At 48.5% G+C, this 16216-nt stretch carries 20 protein-coding genes, 1 tRNA gene and 1 pseudogene; 7 read left to right on the top strand and 15 right to left on the bottom strand.

The window, feature by feature from the left end; genetic code table 11:
- From QOS10_RS04360 to QOS10_RS04340, 5 genes are all read right to left on the bottom strand, one after another.
- A tRNA-Val gene (locus QOS10_RS04360) sits at positions 1-73 on the bottom strand.
- Between the two features lie 106 nt (positions 74-179).
- Complete coding sequence (locus tag QOS10_RS04355) at positions 180-344, bottom strand: hypothetical protein (protein ID WP_283593963.1); 165 nt, start codon at positions 342-344, stop codon at positions 180-182.
- 192 nt (positions 345-536) lie between these two features.
- Positions 537-1553: a zinc-dependent alcohol dehydrogenase family protein gene (locus QOS10_RS04350; RefSeq protein WP_283593962.1), complete on the bottom strand. Its 1017-nt coding sequence runs from the start codon at positions 1551-1553 to the stop codon at positions 537-539.
- A 16-nt stretch (positions 1554-1569) separates the two neighbouring features.
- Positions 1570-1980, bottom strand: a complete 411-nt coding sequence (locus QOS10_RS04345) for a VOC family protein (protein WP_283593961.1) — start codon at positions 1978-1980, stop codon at positions 1570-1572.
- A 139-nt stretch (positions 1981-2119) separates the two neighbouring features.
- Positions 2120-2713 carry a site-specific integrase gene (locus QOS10_RS04340; protein ID WP_283593959.1) on the bottom strand — a complete coding sequence of 198 codons (594 nt, stop codon included), beginning with the start codon at positions 2711-2713 and terminating at the stop codon, positions 2120-2122.
- 153 nt (positions 2714-2866) lie between these two features.
- Here QOS10_RS04340 and QOS10_RS04335 point away from each other — a divergent pair, with 153 nt between their 5' ends.
- Together QOS10_RS04335 and QOS10_RS04330 are read left to right on the top strand one after the other, a co-directional pair.
- On the top strand, positions 2867-3124 hold the full coding sequence (locus QOS10_RS04335; protein ID WP_283593957.1) for a hypothetical protein: 258 nt from the start codon (positions 2867-2869) through the stop codon (positions 3122-3124).
- A gap of 87 nt (positions 3125-3211) precedes the next feature.
- Complete coding sequence (locus QOS10_RS04330; protein WP_408621581.1) at positions 3212-3763, top strand: DNA/RNA non-specific endonuclease; 552 nt, start codon at positions 3212-3214, stop codon at positions 3761-3763.
- Between the two features lie 662 nt (positions 3764-4425).
- Here QOS10_RS04330 and QOS10_RS04325 read toward each other — a convergent pair.
- Both QOS10_RS04325 and QOS10_RS04320 read right to left on the bottom strand, forming a co-directional pair.
- Positions 4426-5238 carry an HAD-IIB family hydrolase gene (locus QOS10_RS04325; RefSeq protein ID WP_283593956.1) on the bottom strand — a complete coding sequence of 271 codons (813 nt, stop codon included), beginning with the start codon at positions 5236-5238 and terminating at the stop codon, positions 4426-4428.
- Positions 5239-5483: 245 nt separating this feature from the next.
- Positions 5484-5960, bottom strand: a complete 477-nt coding sequence (locus tag QOS10_RS04320; protein WP_283593969.1) for a nucleoside 2-deoxyribosyltransferase — start codon at positions 5958-5960, stop codon at positions 5484-5486.
- 191 nt (positions 5961-6151) lie between these two features.
- On the opposite strand from QOS10_RS04320, the gene QOS10_RS04315 reads away from it, so the two are divergent.
- Positions 6152-6322 (top strand): hypothetical protein, encoded by a 171-nt coding sequence (locus tag QOS10_RS04315; RefSeq protein ID WP_283593955.1) that lies wholly within the window; start codon positions 6152-6154, stop codon positions 6320-6322.
- A gap of 1 nt (position 6323) precedes the next feature.
- A pseudogene (locus tag QOS10_RS04310) lies at positions 6324-6467 on the top strand (UDP-N-acetylglucosamine 2-epimerase); the annotation flags it as partial.
- Between the two features lie 54 nt (positions 6468-6521).
- On the opposite strand, the gene QOS10_RS04305 reads toward QOS10_RS04310, so the two are convergent.
- The 5 genes from QOS10_RS04305 to QOS10_RS10335 all read right to left on the bottom strand — a co-directional run bounded on the left by QOS10_RS04305 (position 6522) and on the right by QOS10_RS10335 (position 9689).
- Positions 6522-7691 (bottom strand): MalY/PatB family protein, encoded by a 1170-nt coding sequence (locus QOS10_RS04305; protein WP_283593954.1) that lies wholly within the window; start codon positions 7689-7691, stop codon positions 6522-6524.
- 16 nt (positions 7692-7707) lie between these two features.
- On the bottom strand, positions 7708-8577 hold the full coding sequence (locus QOS10_RS04300) for a DUF3737 family protein (protein ID WP_283593952.1): 870 nt from the start codon (positions 8575-8577) through the stop codon (positions 7708-7710).
- A gap of 91 nt (positions 8578-8668) precedes the next feature.
- Complete coding sequence (locus QOS10_RS04295; protein ID WP_283593951.1) at positions 8669-8830, bottom strand: hypothetical protein; 162 nt, start codon at positions 8828-8830, stop codon at positions 8669-8671.
- 5 nt (positions 8831-8835) lie between these two features.
- Entirely contained in the window at positions 8836-9144 is a 309-nt protein-coding gene (locus tag QOS10_RS10340) for an alpha/beta hydrolase (RefSeq protein ID WP_283593966.1), read from the bottom strand.
- A gap of 41 nt (positions 9145-9185) precedes the next feature.
- Positions 9186-9689, bottom strand: coding sequence for an alpha/beta hydrolase (locus QOS10_RS10335; RefSeq protein ID WP_283593950.1), 504 nt, complete (start codon positions 9687-9689; stop codon positions 9186-9188).
- Positions 9690-9904: 215 nt separating this feature from the next.
- Between QOS10_RS10335 and QOS10_RS04280 the strand changes: the two genes are divergently transcribed.
- From QOS10_RS04280 to QOS10_RS04270, 3 genes are read left to right on the top strand one after another with little or no spacing between them, the layout of a single operon-like run.
- A complete protein-coding gene (locus QOS10_RS04280; RefSeq protein WP_283593947.1) occupies positions 9905-10183 on the top strand; it encodes a hypothetical protein in 279 nt (92 codons plus the stop codon).
- Positions 10156-10593: a VTT domain-containing protein gene (locus QOS10_RS04275; RefSeq protein WP_283593946.1), complete on the top strand. Its 438-nt coding sequence runs from the start codon at positions 10156-10158 to the stop codon at positions 10591-10593. Before QOS10_RS04280 ends, QOS10_RS04275 begins: the two co-directional genes overlap by 28 nt.
- A gap of 20 nt (positions 10594-10613) precedes the next feature.
- Positions 10614-11105, top strand: coding sequence for a GNAT family N-acetyltransferase (locus QOS10_RS04270; protein ID WP_283593944.1), 492 nt, complete (start codon positions 10614-10616; stop codon positions 11103-11105).
- 80 nt (positions 11106-11185) lie between these two features.
- Here the strand turns inward: QOS10_RS04270 and QOS10_RS04265 are convergent, their stop codons facing one another.
- From QOS10_RS04265 to QOS10_RS04255, 3 genes are all read right to left on the bottom strand, one after another.
- The gene (locus tag QOS10_RS04265) at positions 11186-13519 is read right to left on the bottom strand and encodes a P-loop NTPase family protein (RefSeq protein WP_283593943.1); all 2334 of its coding nucleotides are present in this window, start codon (positions 13517-13519) and stop codon (positions 11186-11188) included.
- 140 nt (positions 13520-13659) lie between these two features.
- Entirely contained in the window at positions 13660-14514 is an 855-nt protein-coding gene (locus QOS10_RS04260; RefSeq protein WP_283593941.1) for a DNA/RNA non-specific endonuclease, read from the bottom strand.
- 102 nt (positions 14515-14616) lie between these two features.
- Positions 14617-15999, bottom strand: coding sequence for an amino acid permease (locus QOS10_RS04255; protein WP_283593939.1), 1383 nt, complete (start codon positions 15997-15999; stop codon positions 14617-14619).
- Between the last annotated feature and the right edge of the window lie 217 nt (positions 16000-16216).

Here is a 16216-nt window from a genome sequence, read left to right as displayed (position 1 = left end):
TGGAGGATACAGGGCTCGAACCTGTGACCCTCTGCTTGTAAGGCAGACGCTCTCCCAACTGAGCTAATCCTCCAAAACATTTTCACTTGACAACAGAAACTATCTTATCAAGAATTAGCCCAAATGGCAAGGATATTTTGGAAAAAAGCTGACTTTTTCTTAAAATATGTAATTCTTTATTACTTTGACTGATCACTGTTGTCTGGCAACCTGCCTGGTGACTTGTGTGCCGCCTCATAGCGCTCCTGATCACGCAGGTAAAGTTTCAAGAAGGTATTAATCGGCAGGAGCATGGCCCCGTAGACCAGGGATGCCTGGCGACTTAATTGATGTGGCTTACTCATAATTCACCTCATTTCAAGAATCACCCTTTTGAAGGGAGTCTTACCCTAGCTTGTGTATTATCAAACAACCCGCCTTTTAATTTTATTTTTAATAATAATACTTTTAATGCTCACTGATAAACTAAATTTTCCGGTACAAAAAAGCCTGCCCCGTATCGGCGGGACAGACTTTTTGATTGAATTGGTTATTAGTTAGGCTTCTTCGCCAGCAACCTTAACGATTGCCTTAGAAACACCCTTCAGCTTACCACTGACGAAGTCTTCAACATGGTCAAAGTCTAAGACATGGGAAATCAGTGGCAGCGGATCAACGGCACCGGATTGCAACAGGGCAATGGAGTCTTCGAAGGTGTAAGGGTTGATGAAAGTACCTTGGATCTTCAGTTGCTTTTGGAAGACCTTGTAAGTGTTAACCTTGAAGGTTGAGTCAGGGTTACCAACACCGAACATCAGCACTTGACCACCACGGGAAGCAGCTTCAACGGCTTGTTCTTGGGTTTGTGGCAGACCAACAGCTTCAACAACGATATCGTAGGAGTCAGCCTTGACTTCTTCGGGGTGCTTAACGTTGTTAATGGTCTTGAAGCCAAAGTGCTTCTTGTTGTTTTCAAGCTTGTCGTCGTTGGAACCGGCAAGGGTAACTTCGTGGACACCACGGGACTTAAGAATTTGGGCGATCAGTTGACCTTCGAAACCGTCACCAATGATCAAAGCCTTTTGGTATGGGTGGGTTTCAAGCAAGTCAACCCCGTGTTCAGCACAGGAGATTGGTTCGATTACGGCAGCAGCTTCCAAGGAAACGTTGTCCGGAATGTGGTAAACAACTTCTTCAGGAGCAGTGAAGTATTCTTCAAAACCACCGTCACGGGTAACACCAACAGCATCAAGGTGTTCACACAGTTCTGGACGGGATGAACGGCAGTATTGGCACTTGTGGCAGTAGATGTTAGGGTCAACACTTACCCGGTCGCCGACCTTGAAGTTCTCAACTTCGGAACCAACCGCAGTAACAACACCGGAGTTTTCGTGACCTAAGACAATTGGTGGAACCGCGTCCGCAGAACCTGGCAGACCACCGTAAAGGGCCTTGTCAGTACCGCAGATACCAGCCCAAGCGGTGTGAATCAATACTTCGTTGGGCTTAACTTCTGGCTTGTCGTAGTCTTGAACTTCAAGCTGCTTTAATCCAGTTAAAACTAATGCTTTCATCAAAAAATCCTCCTAATCAATCCTTAACAATCTCACAAAATTCGATGGTTTCATCGTTGGGACCAGTGATGTTGAAGAACTTAATCCCGTGGCTCCAGAAGTCGAGGTGTTGAACTTCATCTTCCTTGACAGCGAAACCTTCTGCCTTGGCAGCCTTGAAGGCGTTGTCCGCATCCTCCACATTCAATGAAATGTGGTTGATTGCGCCGGTCTGGTGAACGGCACCATCGCTGTCCCAGATTTCGAGCATCAGGTGACCAGCCTTCATGAAGGTTACTTGGTGTCCTTGATCGTCAGTGTCAAATTGACCCTGCTTCTTAAAACCAAGCTTTTCCCAGAAAACGATCGTCTTGTTCATATCATCAGTTGGAATTCCAACGTGTGCCAGATCGTCAAAGTATCCGGCGAGGCTCTTGTTAAATGCCATCGAAAGCCATCTCCTTAAGTAAGTTTGTGAAGTTTTTCTCTTTCAACGCTTTTAATAATACTTGTTTTTGTTTCTTATGTCAACCGGTTGACATAAAATATTTTAAAAAATTGTGGGAATTTACACGATCCCCACAATTTTAACCAAAGTCGATTTTATCCAGCATCTGTTCCCGACTTACCTGGTCCAATCCCAGGTAAGCCAGTGTCATTGCTTCACTGGAATGGTTGAGCAGCCGCATCACCAGTCCGATGTTGTAGTTGCTCTGGACGTAGACCCGGTAAGCGCCAGTCTTCCGCATTGTGTGGGTCCCCAGGTAGTTGATGTCCAGCAGGTCCCCTACCCGATGCATGACGTTGTAGAATTGTCGTTCATCGATATGCTTGTCCGGACGGGTAGTTGAGGGAAAGAGCCACTCCGTCTTCCCCTCGTAACGGTTGCGTTTCAGCCACTGCTGGTAGATTGCCAGGTCGTTCATGACGGGACGCAGGTACAGTGTGTTAGGCTTCCCGGTCTTCTTATCCTTGATGAAAGCATGCTGGCGGATGGCGCCGTAGTCATCAAAAACGTCCGTCTGCTTCAAGCGCAGCACGTCGCTGACCCGTAGCAAAGTGGCCTTGCCGACCTGAAAGATCGTGTAGTTGCGCCGCCCCGCCTTAAAATTATGGAGCAGGGTGTCCTGGACCTCCTTTAAGACATTGGAATCCTTAATTGGTAAAACGATTTGTCTCATTATGATCATCCTCAGGTGTTATTTATTCTAGGATAACACATCAAGAAGCAGGTAAACTTGACGATTATGAATTCATTGCTAAAATAGGTACATTGAGTTTTTAATGAGGTGACACTGCTGTCCAAGAATACTAAAATTTGTCGAATAATTATCTTGCTGAGCGTTGGCTTAGCCGCTGGTGGCGGGTTGGCGGCCTACCATGACTTTCGTAACGCCCAACAAACACGGCTGGAATTTGCCAAGCGTGATCACCACCCTGCCAACCAGATTGGCGGGCTTACGCAGAAGCAATACCGCCAGTTGGCACAGCTGGAATACCACTCCGGAAGCAACCCGGTTATCCTGGTAAATCACGGCCGGTCGACCCTCAACCCGAACGCCTGGCGTGGTGACCAGGTCATCTACCAGTAGCTCGATCGGGCCCACCGGACCTCCGGGAGCAACACTGCTTTTCTGAATAGCCGTAACCACGCCAATACCAGTCTGCGGACAGCTCAGGTGTTCCAACCCACCGGCTGGCACAACAACAGCGACGGTAACCTTGTCTATAACCGGGGCCACCTGATTGCCTATTCCCTGACCGGGGGCATTGATCAGCACACTGGCAAGTTTAGGGCCGGTACTCTCGGCGATCAGGACAATCCTCGTAACCTGTTTACTGAGACCGACTTTACCAACGAGATTCTGCAAACATATTATGAAACGCAGGTTCGTCATACCATTGAGCAAGGCAAGCACGTAATTTATCAGGCTACCCCGATTTTCCGCGGTAATGAGACGATGGCCCGGGGAATTAATCTGCAGGCCCTGTCGACGGATGGTACCCTGAATTTTAATGTTTACCTATATAACGTTGAACCAGGAGTCAATTTTGACTATCAGACGGGTACGATGCAGGTTAATCAGCATTCACGGGTTTACGTTCCTACCTATATGAATGAGAACGATAGCGATGACCGTTCAGCCGGCGATGGCAACCTCCGGATCTATGGTCACTACACTCCGCCATTTGCAAACGCACCTCGTCATTATTATCGGGTTAATCAATAGCGCCATGTTTTGAGCACGGCGCTATTTTTCATTCAATGAAGTTTACATAATATCTGAACGGATGATTAATATGATAAATTCGGGTTACCTATGCTTTTTGATCAATTGAGAGTCTTAAAAAAGAGGCAAAATTGATAAATGTTATTTATCTATATTCAAAATAAATAACACTTCATATGAAATCTAATTTACAGATTCCTATAATAACGGTATTCATGAAGTGTTATTTGTAAGAAATAACACCTGTTTTGGGTGCCAATTTGGGGCAAATCTGGGCTAATTTTGATTTTTCCCCTGAGACGAATTGAGATGATCAACTACCCGTGTAAAATTATTTCATGTTGTCTGAGAGGCAATCTTAAATAATGGGATTTTAGCTTGTGCTATAGGTTAATCTAATAGTATTCAAGACCATAAATTCTATTCTTAAAATTGAATCTAATAATATCTGTCATGATAACAAATCAAAGATAGTCACTACATAGTATTTATTTAATCGTTTGACTTAGTTCTTATAATTTTAGTTTACATAATATTTTTCGTGATAACCAGATCTGAGAATGAGATGGGCTAAAGTCACATCGCCCTCAAATCTAATAATTTTCTCTGAAGTTACCGCGACATAAAAAAGACGATGGTTAATTCCCATCGTCCTCATCAATTCAATCCTTTAGGTTAAACAGCATCTCTAACTCATATAGTAACCCGTCATGATTATTATCACGGCTGGTAACCCGATCAGCAACCGCGAGTAAGTCAGTGGTTGCATTCTTCATCGCATAACCACAGCCAGCTTGCTGAATCATTTCCAGGTCATTAGCGGTATCACCAAACGCCACCAGCTCGTTCATGTTACCTCCAAGCTGGTGAATGAGCCTTGCAAGACTGACGGCCTTGTTGACGCCGGCTGGAAGAACATCAATTCCAAAGGCACCGCTATACGTTGCATGCACTTGCGGAAACTGACGATTAATTTGGCTTGCCTGGCGCATGATCCACTCTAGGGCTGGCCGCTGTCTAAACCAGTTGAGGTTGAGATTAAACACTGGCTCATCGACCTCTGCCAAATTTTGAAAATAAGTGTGGTGAGGATAATAAGGAACCGGTACATCCCTGAACTGGCTAGTGATGAATGTTTGGTTAGCTCCTGATAGTGAAAATAGGTCAGGCTGGGGCTGCAGAGTCTGTTCCCATTTCAAAAGCTGGGCAATCGTCGCCCGATCATGTGGCCGGCTGAATTTCTCATGACCACCACAAATGATTCGTCCCCCATTCTCGGCCACATAGTTTTTCACTAAGCTATCAGCAAAAATGGCCCGAAGCGCATCCAGGCTATTACCACTTGCTACAATGAAATGGATCCCCTTTGCAGTTAACTGACTAACAACACGGTTAAAGCGCGGTATATCATAATGGTCATTATTATCTAAGAGGGTCCCATCAACATCGATTGCCACAAATTGCCATTTTTCCATTTTCAAACTCCTTCTACATAATAGGAAGAAACATTTTACCATGTATTTGTATTACCATTTCAGCAGGTACGCGCTATAATTAATATTGTACATAAAGCACCCTTAGTGTAAAGGATAGCACATGAGATTTCGGTCCTCATGATCCGGGTCCGATTCCCGGGGGGCGCATCCTAATATAGCTGTATCTTAAATAAAAAATGGAAGGCTTCTTTTTAGCTTAAGAAACCTTCCATTTTTACATTTTATTAATATACCGCACCATCGTAGAAGTTGTAGCTTGGCTTGTTAAAGTCATGCTTGGCCAGGTCGGACATCTTAATGAAGTTGTCCGCAATTCCCCAGCTCATCAGGTTGATGGACTTGCCGTAATCTTCATCAGGAATCACTACCATGATGTACTTTCCGAGGGCCCGGGCCATCCCCAGTTCAACCCCCATGCCGACATCCTCTTCTTCCGGGATGTAGACTGCCAGGAGCATGTCTGAGGTTTCGACACCAACCCGGTCGCCATTGTAAGTTGCAGTTGCCCATTCCCGGTCTTCCAGGAGTTCAGGGTGTTCATCAACTCGCAGGCCCTTGTATTGGTGCTGGAGCGGAATGTATGAGTTTTTAACGTCAATCGTTGGGTTATCCTCAATGGCCTGCATTGCCTGCTTGTATGCCTTGTTCTGCTTATCAGTAAACCAGCCGGCACAGAAATAAACGGTCTTGCTCTTCATAATAATCTCCTCTATGTATGCTTTGCTATGTGTTTTATCATAGCAAATAAGTGAGCCATTTCGCAACAAAAATATTATCTACCACTTAATTAGTAAAGCCATTTAGGACTGATAAAGTATATAATCTTGTTGATTACGCTTACTTTTCAAAAGCCTAAACTGTTAATCGAAATATGATAAAGGAGATTTCTAAATTGATACGGCGACATATAGTTGAATTTGGCCTGACCATCCTCTTTCTGATGGGGGCCTTAATTGCAGTTTTAATGTGGTGGGCAGGAAATTACTCAACCACCGTGGCAACAGCCATGCTGATCCTGGTTCTTCTAGGAACCGCAGCCGGAATGCTGAAGTTAGTCAGTTGATGTCAAAACGGCAATGCTTACCTTGCTGAACGATGATCAACAATACCAGCAAATGGCGAAGGCTAGGAATCCATATGGGGATGGACACGCAGCCGAGCGGATTGTTGATCAATGTAAACAGTTTCTCACTCAAGATATTATGTAAACTAGACGCGATGAAAAAGCAGCAACCGTAATCGGCTGCCGCTTTTATTATTCACTACTTTTTGAAATCCTTAACTGACTTCAGCAGGCGCTGCATGGCGTCCTCAATTTGTTTGCGTGGGTAGGCAATGTTGATCCGGATGAAGCCGGCACCGTTACCGTGGTAGTACGTTCCGGGGTTGATAATCAGCCCACTATCTTGCCGAATGAACTCTGCCAGCTTTTGACTGTCCGCAGTGATCTCACTCGTATCAATCCAGAGCAAGTAGGTTGCCGTTCCAGGTACCAGGTGCATTTCCGGCTGATGCTGCTTGATAAAGTCAGCGATGTAGTGTTTGTTACCCAGGACGTACTGCTTCAGCTGGTGGAGCCAGTCGCCCCCTTGCTGGTAGGCCGCAATAGCACCGGGGATTGCTAGCAGATTAGGCTCAGCAACCTCGTACTTGTTGATGGCCCGATCGAAGCGTTCCCGCAAGATTGGGTTCGGGACAATCCCGGTAGCTGAGTGCAGGGCTGCCAGGTTGAAGGTCTTACTGGTAGAAACCAGGGTGATCAGATTACTGGTAATTTCCGTCGGCAGTGAGAAGGTCGGTGTATAGTCGGGCCCCTCCAGTACCAGGTCACCGTGAATTTCATCACTGATCACAATGACCCCGTGCCGCTTGGCCAGCGACAGGATATGGGTCAACTCATCCTTTGTCCAAACATAGCCGGTTGGGTTGTGCGGGTTGCAGAGAATCATCAGGGTGGTCAGCGGGTTGGCCAGCTTGTCCTCCAGATCATACCAGTCAACATGATAGGTGTGCTGGTCACGGTCATACAGCTGCTGGCTGGCGATGACGTGCCGGCCGCTGTTGATGATGGAGTTGTAGAAGGTGTTGTAGACCGGCTCCATCAGGAGAACATTATCCCCTTCATGACTGAAGTGGTGGACACTGGCTGTGATCGCCGGGATGACCCCGGTTGCGAACCGCATCCAATCGGTCTCAGCAGCCGCGTGGTGTTCCTTCGCATACCATTCTGCCACGGCCTGGAAGTACTCCAGCGATGGGTACTCATAGCCAAAGGCACCTTGGTCGATCTTCTTCTTCATGGCAGCCATGATCTCTGGCGCTGTCTTGAAGTCCATGTCGGCAGTCGTCATCGGCAATTCACCGTCCTTGACCGCCCACTTTTCGGAATTAGTGTGTTTCCGATCTAGAATTGTGTCGAAATCGTATTGCATTTTGTACGTCTACCTCCTAGTGCTGCTTGATGTGCTGAGCTGAGTCATCGTCCGTGGTGATCGTCGTCTTGCTTGGGTCAATCTCGTGTGGATCCATGATAATCTCGTCAATGTGGTGCGCTTTGATCTTCCCGTTGATCGGGTTCTTGACACTCATGATGTCGGAGTTGATCTCCGCATCAATGTTCTCGCAGTACTCGAAGGCCAGGTCGGTGTGCAGGAGGCGGCAGTTCTTCAAGGTCAAGTTCTTGGTGTAGCAGAGGCCCTGGTCACTCTCGATCGTACAGTTGATCAAGGTGATGTGGTTGGTGTTCCAGGCCAGGTATTCCCCATTCAGGAATGAGTCATAAACCACCACGTTGTCACAATTCCAGAAGTTGTCCTTAGTGACCATCGTGGAGTTGTGAATTTCCACGTTCTTGGCCCCATCGAAGGCGTAGTTGCCGATGATGTTAAGGTGGTCAGCGTAGATATTTTCACTATTCATACCGAAGTAGTCACCGTTGACCTGGACATTGTTCATCTTGATGTTCTTGCAGGACCACATGGTCTCTTCGGCATCCCCAAAGTGGACGTTGTTAAGCCGAATATCGTCGCAACGGCGGAACTGCTTCGGCGCCTGGATTGCACTGTCATTGATCTCGATGTCCTTAGTGTACCAGATCCCAGAACGCGACATGGTCTCCCAGATGGAATCGTTGACCTTGACGTGTTGATCATACCAAAGCGGGTACTTCCATTGGAAAATCACCTTATTCAGCTCCAGGTCATGGGCATTCTTCAGTGGTGACTCCCCTTCGCCAAAGGTGGTCCGGGTAATCTTGGCATCATGTTCACCAAACAGCGGCCGTTCACCATCGAAGTATTGGTCAATTATTTCTTTCATTTTAAGACGTCCTTCTTTCGTCGAATGTTGGTAACTTTATTTTAGTAAGAACCATCACAGAAGTAAAATAATTATTATTCATTGCTACCTATCAGGATTTTGCATCATTCAGGGCGCGTACCACCAGCTCCTTGGCAGCCGCCGATACGGTTAAATGGTGCTGCTCAGCATAATCGCGTAGTTGCTGGTAGGCAGCGAGGTCATCAGGGCCCCGCCAGATAATGCCGGTTACCTGGCCATGTTCTTTCTTCATTACAATTACTCCTTTCCCCACAGGATTCGTTCAATCTGCCTTAAAATTAATGGCCGATCGTGCAATTGACTATGGGTCGTATTAGGATAGATTTTCTGATGATACGTGATCGTTGGGTGCGACTTGATCAGTGCCCGCAGCATCTCGGACTGAATATGAGGCACTGCGCCATCGGTCAGCTTGCTGCCATCCTTGGATCCCATCAGGTTATAGATCTCAATAGGATAGTTCAGCTGCCACTCCTTCATCTGAGTCCGGAGCCGGTAAAAGTTTTTGTCCTTGGAATCATGAATCAGCGGGTAGTGGTACGGCAGGTGGTCACTCAGTTTTTCCTCAACCGGGACCCCCAGAAGGACTACCTTGTTGCACGCTGCAGGTACTTAGATCCCATGTAGGCGTGCATGAATTCTGTTCCACCGTAGGAATGCGCGACGATATTAGTCTGCTTTATCCCGTAGCGCTTATTGAGATAGATGAGGACTTGGCGCAGCTGCCCCACCTGGGGATGATAACTGGCATTGTAATTCCAGTCGATGAGTACCTGAATCAACGCGTTCTTTTGACCGTGCCAATCGCCGCTGACTCGGATATGATGATGCGGCGAAACCCAGACGGTCATCACCTTCTGAGCAATGTTCCGCTTCTGATAATACTTGATCAGGTGATTATAGGTAACGGTATTGCCGCCCCAGCCAGGAATCAGCAGGGTTGGCACCTTTGAGTAGCGGACTACTTTGGGCCCCGCTGCAGGATCAATCGCTTTTCCCGGAGTACCCCGCAACAAAAAGGCCTGGGTGAGCAAGAGGAGAACACAAACTCCTCCAATACTATATCCCAGCACCTTACTGATCTTCTTCAAACGTTGCAAGCAACCCACCCCACTTCAACAAGTATCTTATTGCCTTAATGCCTCTATTATATCGCTATCCTTGCCGCACTGCGGATATTTCATACCGAATTTTTCACTTACACAATTAAGGCGACAGATAATAATGCAACCCAATGGATTCCCATTTTAGGCGGTCAATGCTAAAATTAAAATAATTATTTCTGCAATAAAGAAAATGGTGTTTTATGCATATCAATAAAAAGGCACTTACGGTCATCGAAACAGTGGTTATCGTCGCCTTGACCGCATTGATTATCAAAACTTATTGGACCGAATTAGTCCTCTTATTTAATCCTTCGCCCGCCAACCAGGCCAAGCTGCTTACCTTGGTGCATAGTCACGGGATCACAGACGTTTTGCTGCTTATGATCCTGATTGCGATCCTCTGTGGGATTCCCGGGGCGCCTAACTCGGTTGTCTGCATTTTTACCGGGGTTTGCTACGGACCGCTGTTCGGCTTTTGATCAGCTGGTGCGGCGATATCCTAGGTAATTGCCTAGTTAGAATAGCAATCGACAAGAGTAAGATTTCTACTAAGACCCGGGAAAATCGGGTTTATCGCTACCTGCTTCGCCAACGGTACCCGATTCTGGGGTTGGCAACCGCCTTTGCAGTCCCAATTATTCCTAACTTGATCACTAACTACGCATCTTTGCGGCTCAAAATCAAGAAGAGCTATTATCTGGCTACCGTGGCGTTAGGAACGTTACCAATAACCTTCCTTTACGCATATAGCGGCCATGCTATCTCTGCCTTAAAGTTCAAGCAGCTGATTCCGCTGGTAATTATCTTCCTCTTGCTTTGCTGCTTATACCTGGTCATCAAGTGCGGAGTGAAGAGGGTAAGGAAGTACCGGCACCGGCGAAAAAATTAACAAATGAAAGAGTGATAAAAATGGCAATTATCTTTCGGCGAGCCCAACCTGCGGACCTTAACAAAATCGTGGCAATCTTCAACGAATCGGTCGACTTGCCAATCAATGATGAGGTTGAGCTGATCACGCCGGAAAGTCGGCGGGAATGGCTGGCAAGCTTCAATGATGACTACCCGCTTTGGGTGGCCGATGATGGCGGGAATGTCGTGGCCTGGTGCGGTCTGGAACCCTTCTATCCTCATCCAGCTTACCGCTTCTCCGCCGAGATCTCGATCTACGTCGGTCAGGCGGCCCAGCACCAGGGGCTCGGCCGCCGTTTCTTGGCCTTCGTTGACCAGCAAATCCGAACCGGCTTGCCAATTAAATCGGTCGTGGCCTATATTTATCAGGGAAATCAGCCAAGTCAAGGGCTCTTCAAGGCGGCCGGCTTCACCTACTGGGGCACACTGCGTCACATTGCCACTCTCAACGATCGCCTGCACGACCTGCTGATCTACGGTCGGACATACTAATTCAGATAATACAAAAGCGTTGCGTGTCTGAAAAATTTCAAACACACAACGCTTTTTTCATTTTAGGCTAAGTATCGCTTCTAGCCGAACAGCCGGGCCCAGAAGCCCCGTTTCTTCGGTTTCTCGGTCGTAATGGCCGATGATGGCAGCTTGGAATTTTCGATCTTCGTTGCTGGCTGTTCCGTATGAACGGGTTGCGGTGTCTCGTAAGGATTGCGCTCGCCGATCCACTTGAAGAACTCTGGTGCCTTGATCTCCACGAACTTCCCCCGCTTGCCGTTGATCCCATCGACACAGAGCTCAATCGGCAGGGCATTCCGGTACTTCTCAATACTGTCCGCGGTGAAGCCGTTAAAGGTATTGAGCTTTGAAATATCGAAGAGCAGACTCTTATCCGCTTCCCGGTACTTGAAATCTTCAGCCTGGGTGACGTAAAGCTTTGCCCAGCTGTTCCGGGAACTTTCCTGGAAGTCATCGCAGATCTGGTCGGCAAAGTAGGAAGGCACATCCATTCCAGCCATCTGGTAGTAGTCGCGGAAGATCTTCCGGGTGTTGGACAGGAAGTCAAGCCGGCCGTTCTCGGTGTTGAAGTCCCGCCATGGCGTCTCATCGTCCTCCAGGAGGTTGGCCATCCGCATTACAAAGTCCTTGAAGAGCGTGTTGTCAAGGGTTTGCCGAACGTTGTAGATGTACTTGTTGGCCTCGCCTTTGAGCTGGTCGTTGATAACCTTATCGATCTGCAGGTAGTAGGTCCGCCGGGCAGTTTCCCGCAACATGGTGAACCCAGAGTCATAGTTGGTGGTCCCGATCAGTGGGGCGATGGCATGCGGGTTGTTGACCAGTTCATTCATGGTATCAACCACCAGGTGCCGACTGTACTGATCTTGTTGGAAGAAGTATGGTTCGATTTCATCCAGCAACACCGGGTAAGAACTCCCCTGCTTCATGTAGTGCTCAATCGCCTCGACCGTTTTAGCCTTCCGCTGGACCGTTTCCGTGGGATAAATGGTCCCAAAGTCGATCAGCGACCGGTCGGTATTCCAAGTCAGCTGGTTGATGATCCGCAGCAGGGTTGACTTGCCGGAACCGGCAGTCGCTCCCAGCACTAAGAAGTTCGGCACATCGTTACCGTCCTCAGGATTGAGACTAGCCTTTTGGCGAATTTCCCACAGGAATGGGGCGGTGAAGGTATAAAGGATGGCTTCGTAGAAACGCTTGCCGTAGTCATCGGTATAGTCAACGACGAACTTCTGATAGCCCTTCATCACTGCGTCAATACTGCGAAGGCCATCACGGATCTGACTGGTAGTAGCCAGTTTGCCAAACGGAATCGGGTGGGTACCGGCATCATTAGGAACATAGAGCCCGCTGTTATTGCGAACCAGGTTCCGTTCCATTGGCCGGTCGTAGAGGAAGGTGGTGTACTTCTTCTCAGCCTGCCGCTGCTGCGGAGTCATCCCGCTGATCAGCGCTTCTTGGACCTGCTGGTAGATCTTCTCACGGGTCTTGATCTTTGGCTTGGCCGCCCGCGGGGACACGGATGTCTTCTGCAGGTTGTAGACGGTATCGTGCTGCTTGACGTCCCGGGCGATGTCATCCTTGGTCTGGGAGCGGGCCGTCGTGACCTCCCGCATCGCATTGGTTGTGGTCGTTGGGATAATTTTGGCATCCATCTGCTTCTGGACATCGTGGCTGATGATATCAGTCATGTCGGCAGCCGCGATCTGGTCGGTGGTGTCATTATCTAAAATAACCACCTGGTTCTCCGGTACTGCCTGTTTCTGATCCTTAGCCCCCTCGTCCAACTGAGCCTGGGCTGCTTTCAGGAGGTTATCGGTGAAGTACGGCCGCAGAACCGGACGAATATCCTTTTTGAAGTGTTCGCTGAGGTTTTGGAAGAGACGGATGTCATTGTCGAAAACAAGCACTTCTTCAAACTGGTTCCGATCCTTGTCGAACGAGTCCGCCGTCAGGTCAATGCTTCCCAGGATGACCCGCGTATCGTGAGTCTCATGGTTGCTCAGCAGGTAGAAACGGGAGTGCAGGGCCTGAACAGGTGACATCTCCACGGTAAACAAGCCGCTCAGAACATTGGCTTGGTTGCTGCTGGTCAGCCCCTCAAAAAGCTTAGCCGGCCGCTTATTGGCAACGGCAAGCAGGGCGTTGGCTAATGCTTCCTTGGTGATCACCTCGTCCGCGGTCTTGGCATCACTGGCCTTAGGAGTCTGCAGAGCCAGTTCGACCTTGATGAAGTTGCTGAGGTAGCGGTTGAAGAAGTCGGCGGTGACGTTCCCCGTGACCGCGGTAAGCCGGTTGAAACGCCGGGCGTCGAACAGCTGACTGATCTTCATCGGCGGCGTTTCCTGACCGTTAAATACAATGTGAATCTTTTTTAAGCTTGGATCATTAACCATAAACGTTATCCTTTACAATCTAGTATATTTATAGCCTATTTTCGTTGATTTAAGCGGATTTTGCAAGGTCCATCTTGATTGTTTGGTAATGGCAGTAAAAAAAGAGCGGCAGAACATTGGGTTTCTGCCGCCCTATTTAGCTATCGTTGCTTAACCGCCCCGTTGGCGTAGTTGATGTCGATATTACGTTGGACGTTCGGCACGAAGACGTTGAAATTAACGCTGCCATCCTTTGATTGGGCCTGGATATGGGCACCGGCAGGAACAACGCTATTGCCGCTATAGATATCGGTTACCCGGTAACGAACCTGTTTGCCCTGGTCGAGGGCTTTACGGACAATTCCCTCGTAGTAGTTTTGCCCGGTCGAGGTGCTGCTGCGGGCCTCATTTGCCCAGGCCGTCTGGGTTGCAATGTTCTTGGGATTGGACTCGGAGGCATCAAAGCCCTGAATTCCGCCCACCAAGGCGTACCCCAGCAGGTGTCCCCGGTCATAAGCATGGTTGTAACCACCGGTCAGGTTGCGGGCCTGCAAGAAGCCGGCCGGTTTCCAATCCGTTGCCCCGTTACCGGTGGCGGCACGATTCTGATACTGCCGTGTCGTCTTGTTCAGCCAGGCATCCCCGCGCCAGGCCCGGCCCTGACTATCCAGCTGGTTAACGGCGTAAGGGGCACTGCTGATGTTGGTGTTCAGGCCCGCTTGGTTGTTATTGATGATAAAGGCACCATGACCGTTCCACACGATATTATTCCCTAACTGCTGGCGAACTGCCGGCGTCAGGACGACCGCTGCCTGCTGCTTGGTCGGCGGCAGCTGCTGTTGGCTTCCATAGTTGCCAGAACGAGCAGAATTGCTCTGCCCCCAGGCCATGAAACGCTGAATACCCTGGGTGAGGGATGCATCGCCCTCGGTTGGCTTTTGGATTACCCCACCCACCACTAGCAGGGCGATCAGGCCGAAGACAATATGCCAGATCTTTTTCTTTATGCGATACATAGAATCTTCCTTCTTTGAATGCTTTTCTTCTATTGTACAATATTTGGGCGAACAAATGGTCCCAAAAAATAAAAGGCAGGCTGAATTGCCTACCTTTTATAATTATTTTTGCAGTTTGTGTGCAGTGTGGAAACGGTAAATCAGGGTCATGATGATCAGGAAGATTACACCGACAGATACTGAAACCCGCGTGTCTGGGTTGAAGAACATGAAGATCAAGATAACCGTCAAGGCGATCAGGCTGAAGTAGTTATAAGCCGGGTACAGTGGCATCTTGAACGGGTGGTTGACCAGCTGATCAGGATTGTTCTTCCGGAAGTTCAATTCGGACAGCAGGATGATAAACCATGGTACCATCCCTGGCAGAACACTAGAACTGTAAACGACCACGAAGACATTCCGAGCACTTGAGCTGAATGCGGACAGCAACATGTTGATGGCAAAGCCGAGGAAGATCCAGAAGGCAATCGTCAGGATGGCCACGTTTGGCACGACCCGCTTGGAAAGCTTACTGAATACCTTTGGCACTTCACCATCGATAGAAAGCTTGAAGAGCATCCGACTGGCACTGTAGATCCCGGAGTTGGCACCTGAGAGCGCCGCCGTCAGGACAACAAAGTTAATGATTCCGGCAGCACCGGTGATCCCGACCTTGGTAAAGGTTTCAACGAATGGTGAACCAACCGCCTTCAGTTGATTCCATGGATAAATCGAAACGATCACGAAGATAGCACCGATGTAGAAGATCAGGATCCGCCAGATAACGGACCGGACAGACTTAACAATGGCCTTCCGTGGTGAGGCCGCTTCACCAGCGGTAATCCCCAGCAGTTCGATTCCCTGATATGAACCAGCAATCACGGACAGTGAGAACATGAAGCCCATGAAACCGCCGGTGAAGAAGCCACCGTGCGTCCAGAGGTTGGAGATCCCAACTGGGTGCCAATTGTTTCCCAGCCCAACGACGATAACTAGCAGTCCCAGGATGATCATGGCGATGATCGTTACCACCTTAATCATCGCAAACCAGAATTCAAGTCGGCCATAGGCTTTGGCACTTGCCAGGTTAGCCAGAGTCAGAATCGTGATCATGACCAATCCGGAGATCCAGTCTGGCAGGTTCGGCCACCAGTAGTTCAGGTATTGACTCATCGCAATGATATCCGAGATCCCCACGATGATGAACTGGAAGACGTTACTCCACTTGGTCAGGTAGCCGGCCAGGGGATGAATGTATTTGGAACCATAGTCCGCAAACGACCCGGTTCCGGGACTGATGTAGATCAACTCCCCGAGGGACCGCATGACTCCGTACAGCACTAGGCCAACGAAGGCGTAGGCCAGAAGAACTGATGGCCCGGTCCACTTAATGGTTGAAGTTGCCCCCATGAAGAGCCCACTCCCAATGGTTCCCCCGATGGCAATCATTTCCATCTGTCCAGGCGTCATCGTCCGATTTAACTTAACTTTCTTTTGATTATCCATCTTATAACCCCATTTCTTAATACGAAAAAAGCTACCCATTGCGACCGCCAACCAGTAAAACTACAAATTAGTTAAGTGGTTGAGTCGTTTTGGATAGCTTTTGATTAGCATATCTTATTCGAATATATTAAAGGTGCTCAACCACGGTGCTTGTTGTTGTGGTTGAGGTGGAGGTTAGATGAATAATCGATTTAAACTGTAATTGCATAGTTGCATT

The organism is Limosilactobacillus galli (assembly GCF_947381495.1).
GTDB lineage: Bacteria > Bacillota > Bacilli > Lactobacillales > Lactobacillaceae > Limosilactobacillus > Limosilactobacillus galli.
The sequence above is the reverse complement of the archived record's forward strand: the minus strand, read 5'-3'. Positions and strand labels throughout refer to the sequence as shown.

Coding starts and splice junctions, on each gene's coding strand:
- QOS10_RS04300 (WP_283593952.1), bottom strand. CDS start 8,577: ATGAAAGAAATAATTGACCAATACTTCGATGGTGAACGGCCGCTGTTT.
- QOS10_RS04355 (WP_283593963.1), bottom strand. CDS start 344: ATGAGTAAGCCACATCAATTAAGTCGCCAGGCATCCCTGGTCTACGGG.
- QOS10_RS04350 (WP_283593962.1), bottom strand. CDS start 1,553: ATGAAAGCATTAGTTTTAACTGGATTAAAGCAGCTTGAAGTTCAAGAC.
- QOS10_RS04325 (WP_283593956.1), bottom strand. CDS start 5,238: ATGGAAAAATGGCAATTTGTGGCAATCGATGTTGATGGGACCCTCTTA.
- QOS10_RS04255 (WP_283593939.1), bottom strand. CDS start 15,999: ATGGATAATCAAAAGAAAGTTAAGTTAAATCGGACGATGACGCCTGGA.
- QOS10_RS04340 (WP_283593959.1), bottom strand. CDS start 2,713: ATGAGACAAATCGTTTTACCAATTAAGGATTCCAATGTCTTAAAGGAG.
- QOS10_RS04345 (WP_283593961.1), bottom strand. CDS start 1,980: ATGGCATTTAACAAGAGCCTCGCCGGATACTTTGACGATCTGGCACAC.
- QOS10_RS04265 (WP_283593943.1), bottom strand. CDS start 13,519: ATGGTTAATGATCCAAGCTTAAAAAAGATTCACATTGTATTTAACGGT.
- QOS10_RS04260 (WP_283593941.1), bottom strand. CDS start 14,514: ATGTATCGCATAAAGAAAAAGATCTGGCATATTGTCTTCGGCCTGATC.
- QOS10_RS04270 (WP_283593944.1), top strand. CDS start 10,614: ATGGCAATTATCTTTCGGCGAGCCCAACCTGCGGACCTTAACAAAATC.
- QOS10_RS04305 (WP_283593954.1), bottom strand. CDS start 7,691: ATGCAATACGATTTCGACACAATTCTAGATCGGAAACACACTAATTCC.
- QOS10_RS04295 (WP_283593951.1), bottom strand. CDS start 8,830: ATGAAGAAAGAACATGGCCAGGTAACCGGCATTATCTGGCGGGGCCCT.
- QOS10_RS04280 (WP_283593947.1), top strand. CDS start 9,905: ATGCATATCAATAAAAAGGCACTTACGGTCATCGAAACAGTGGTTATC.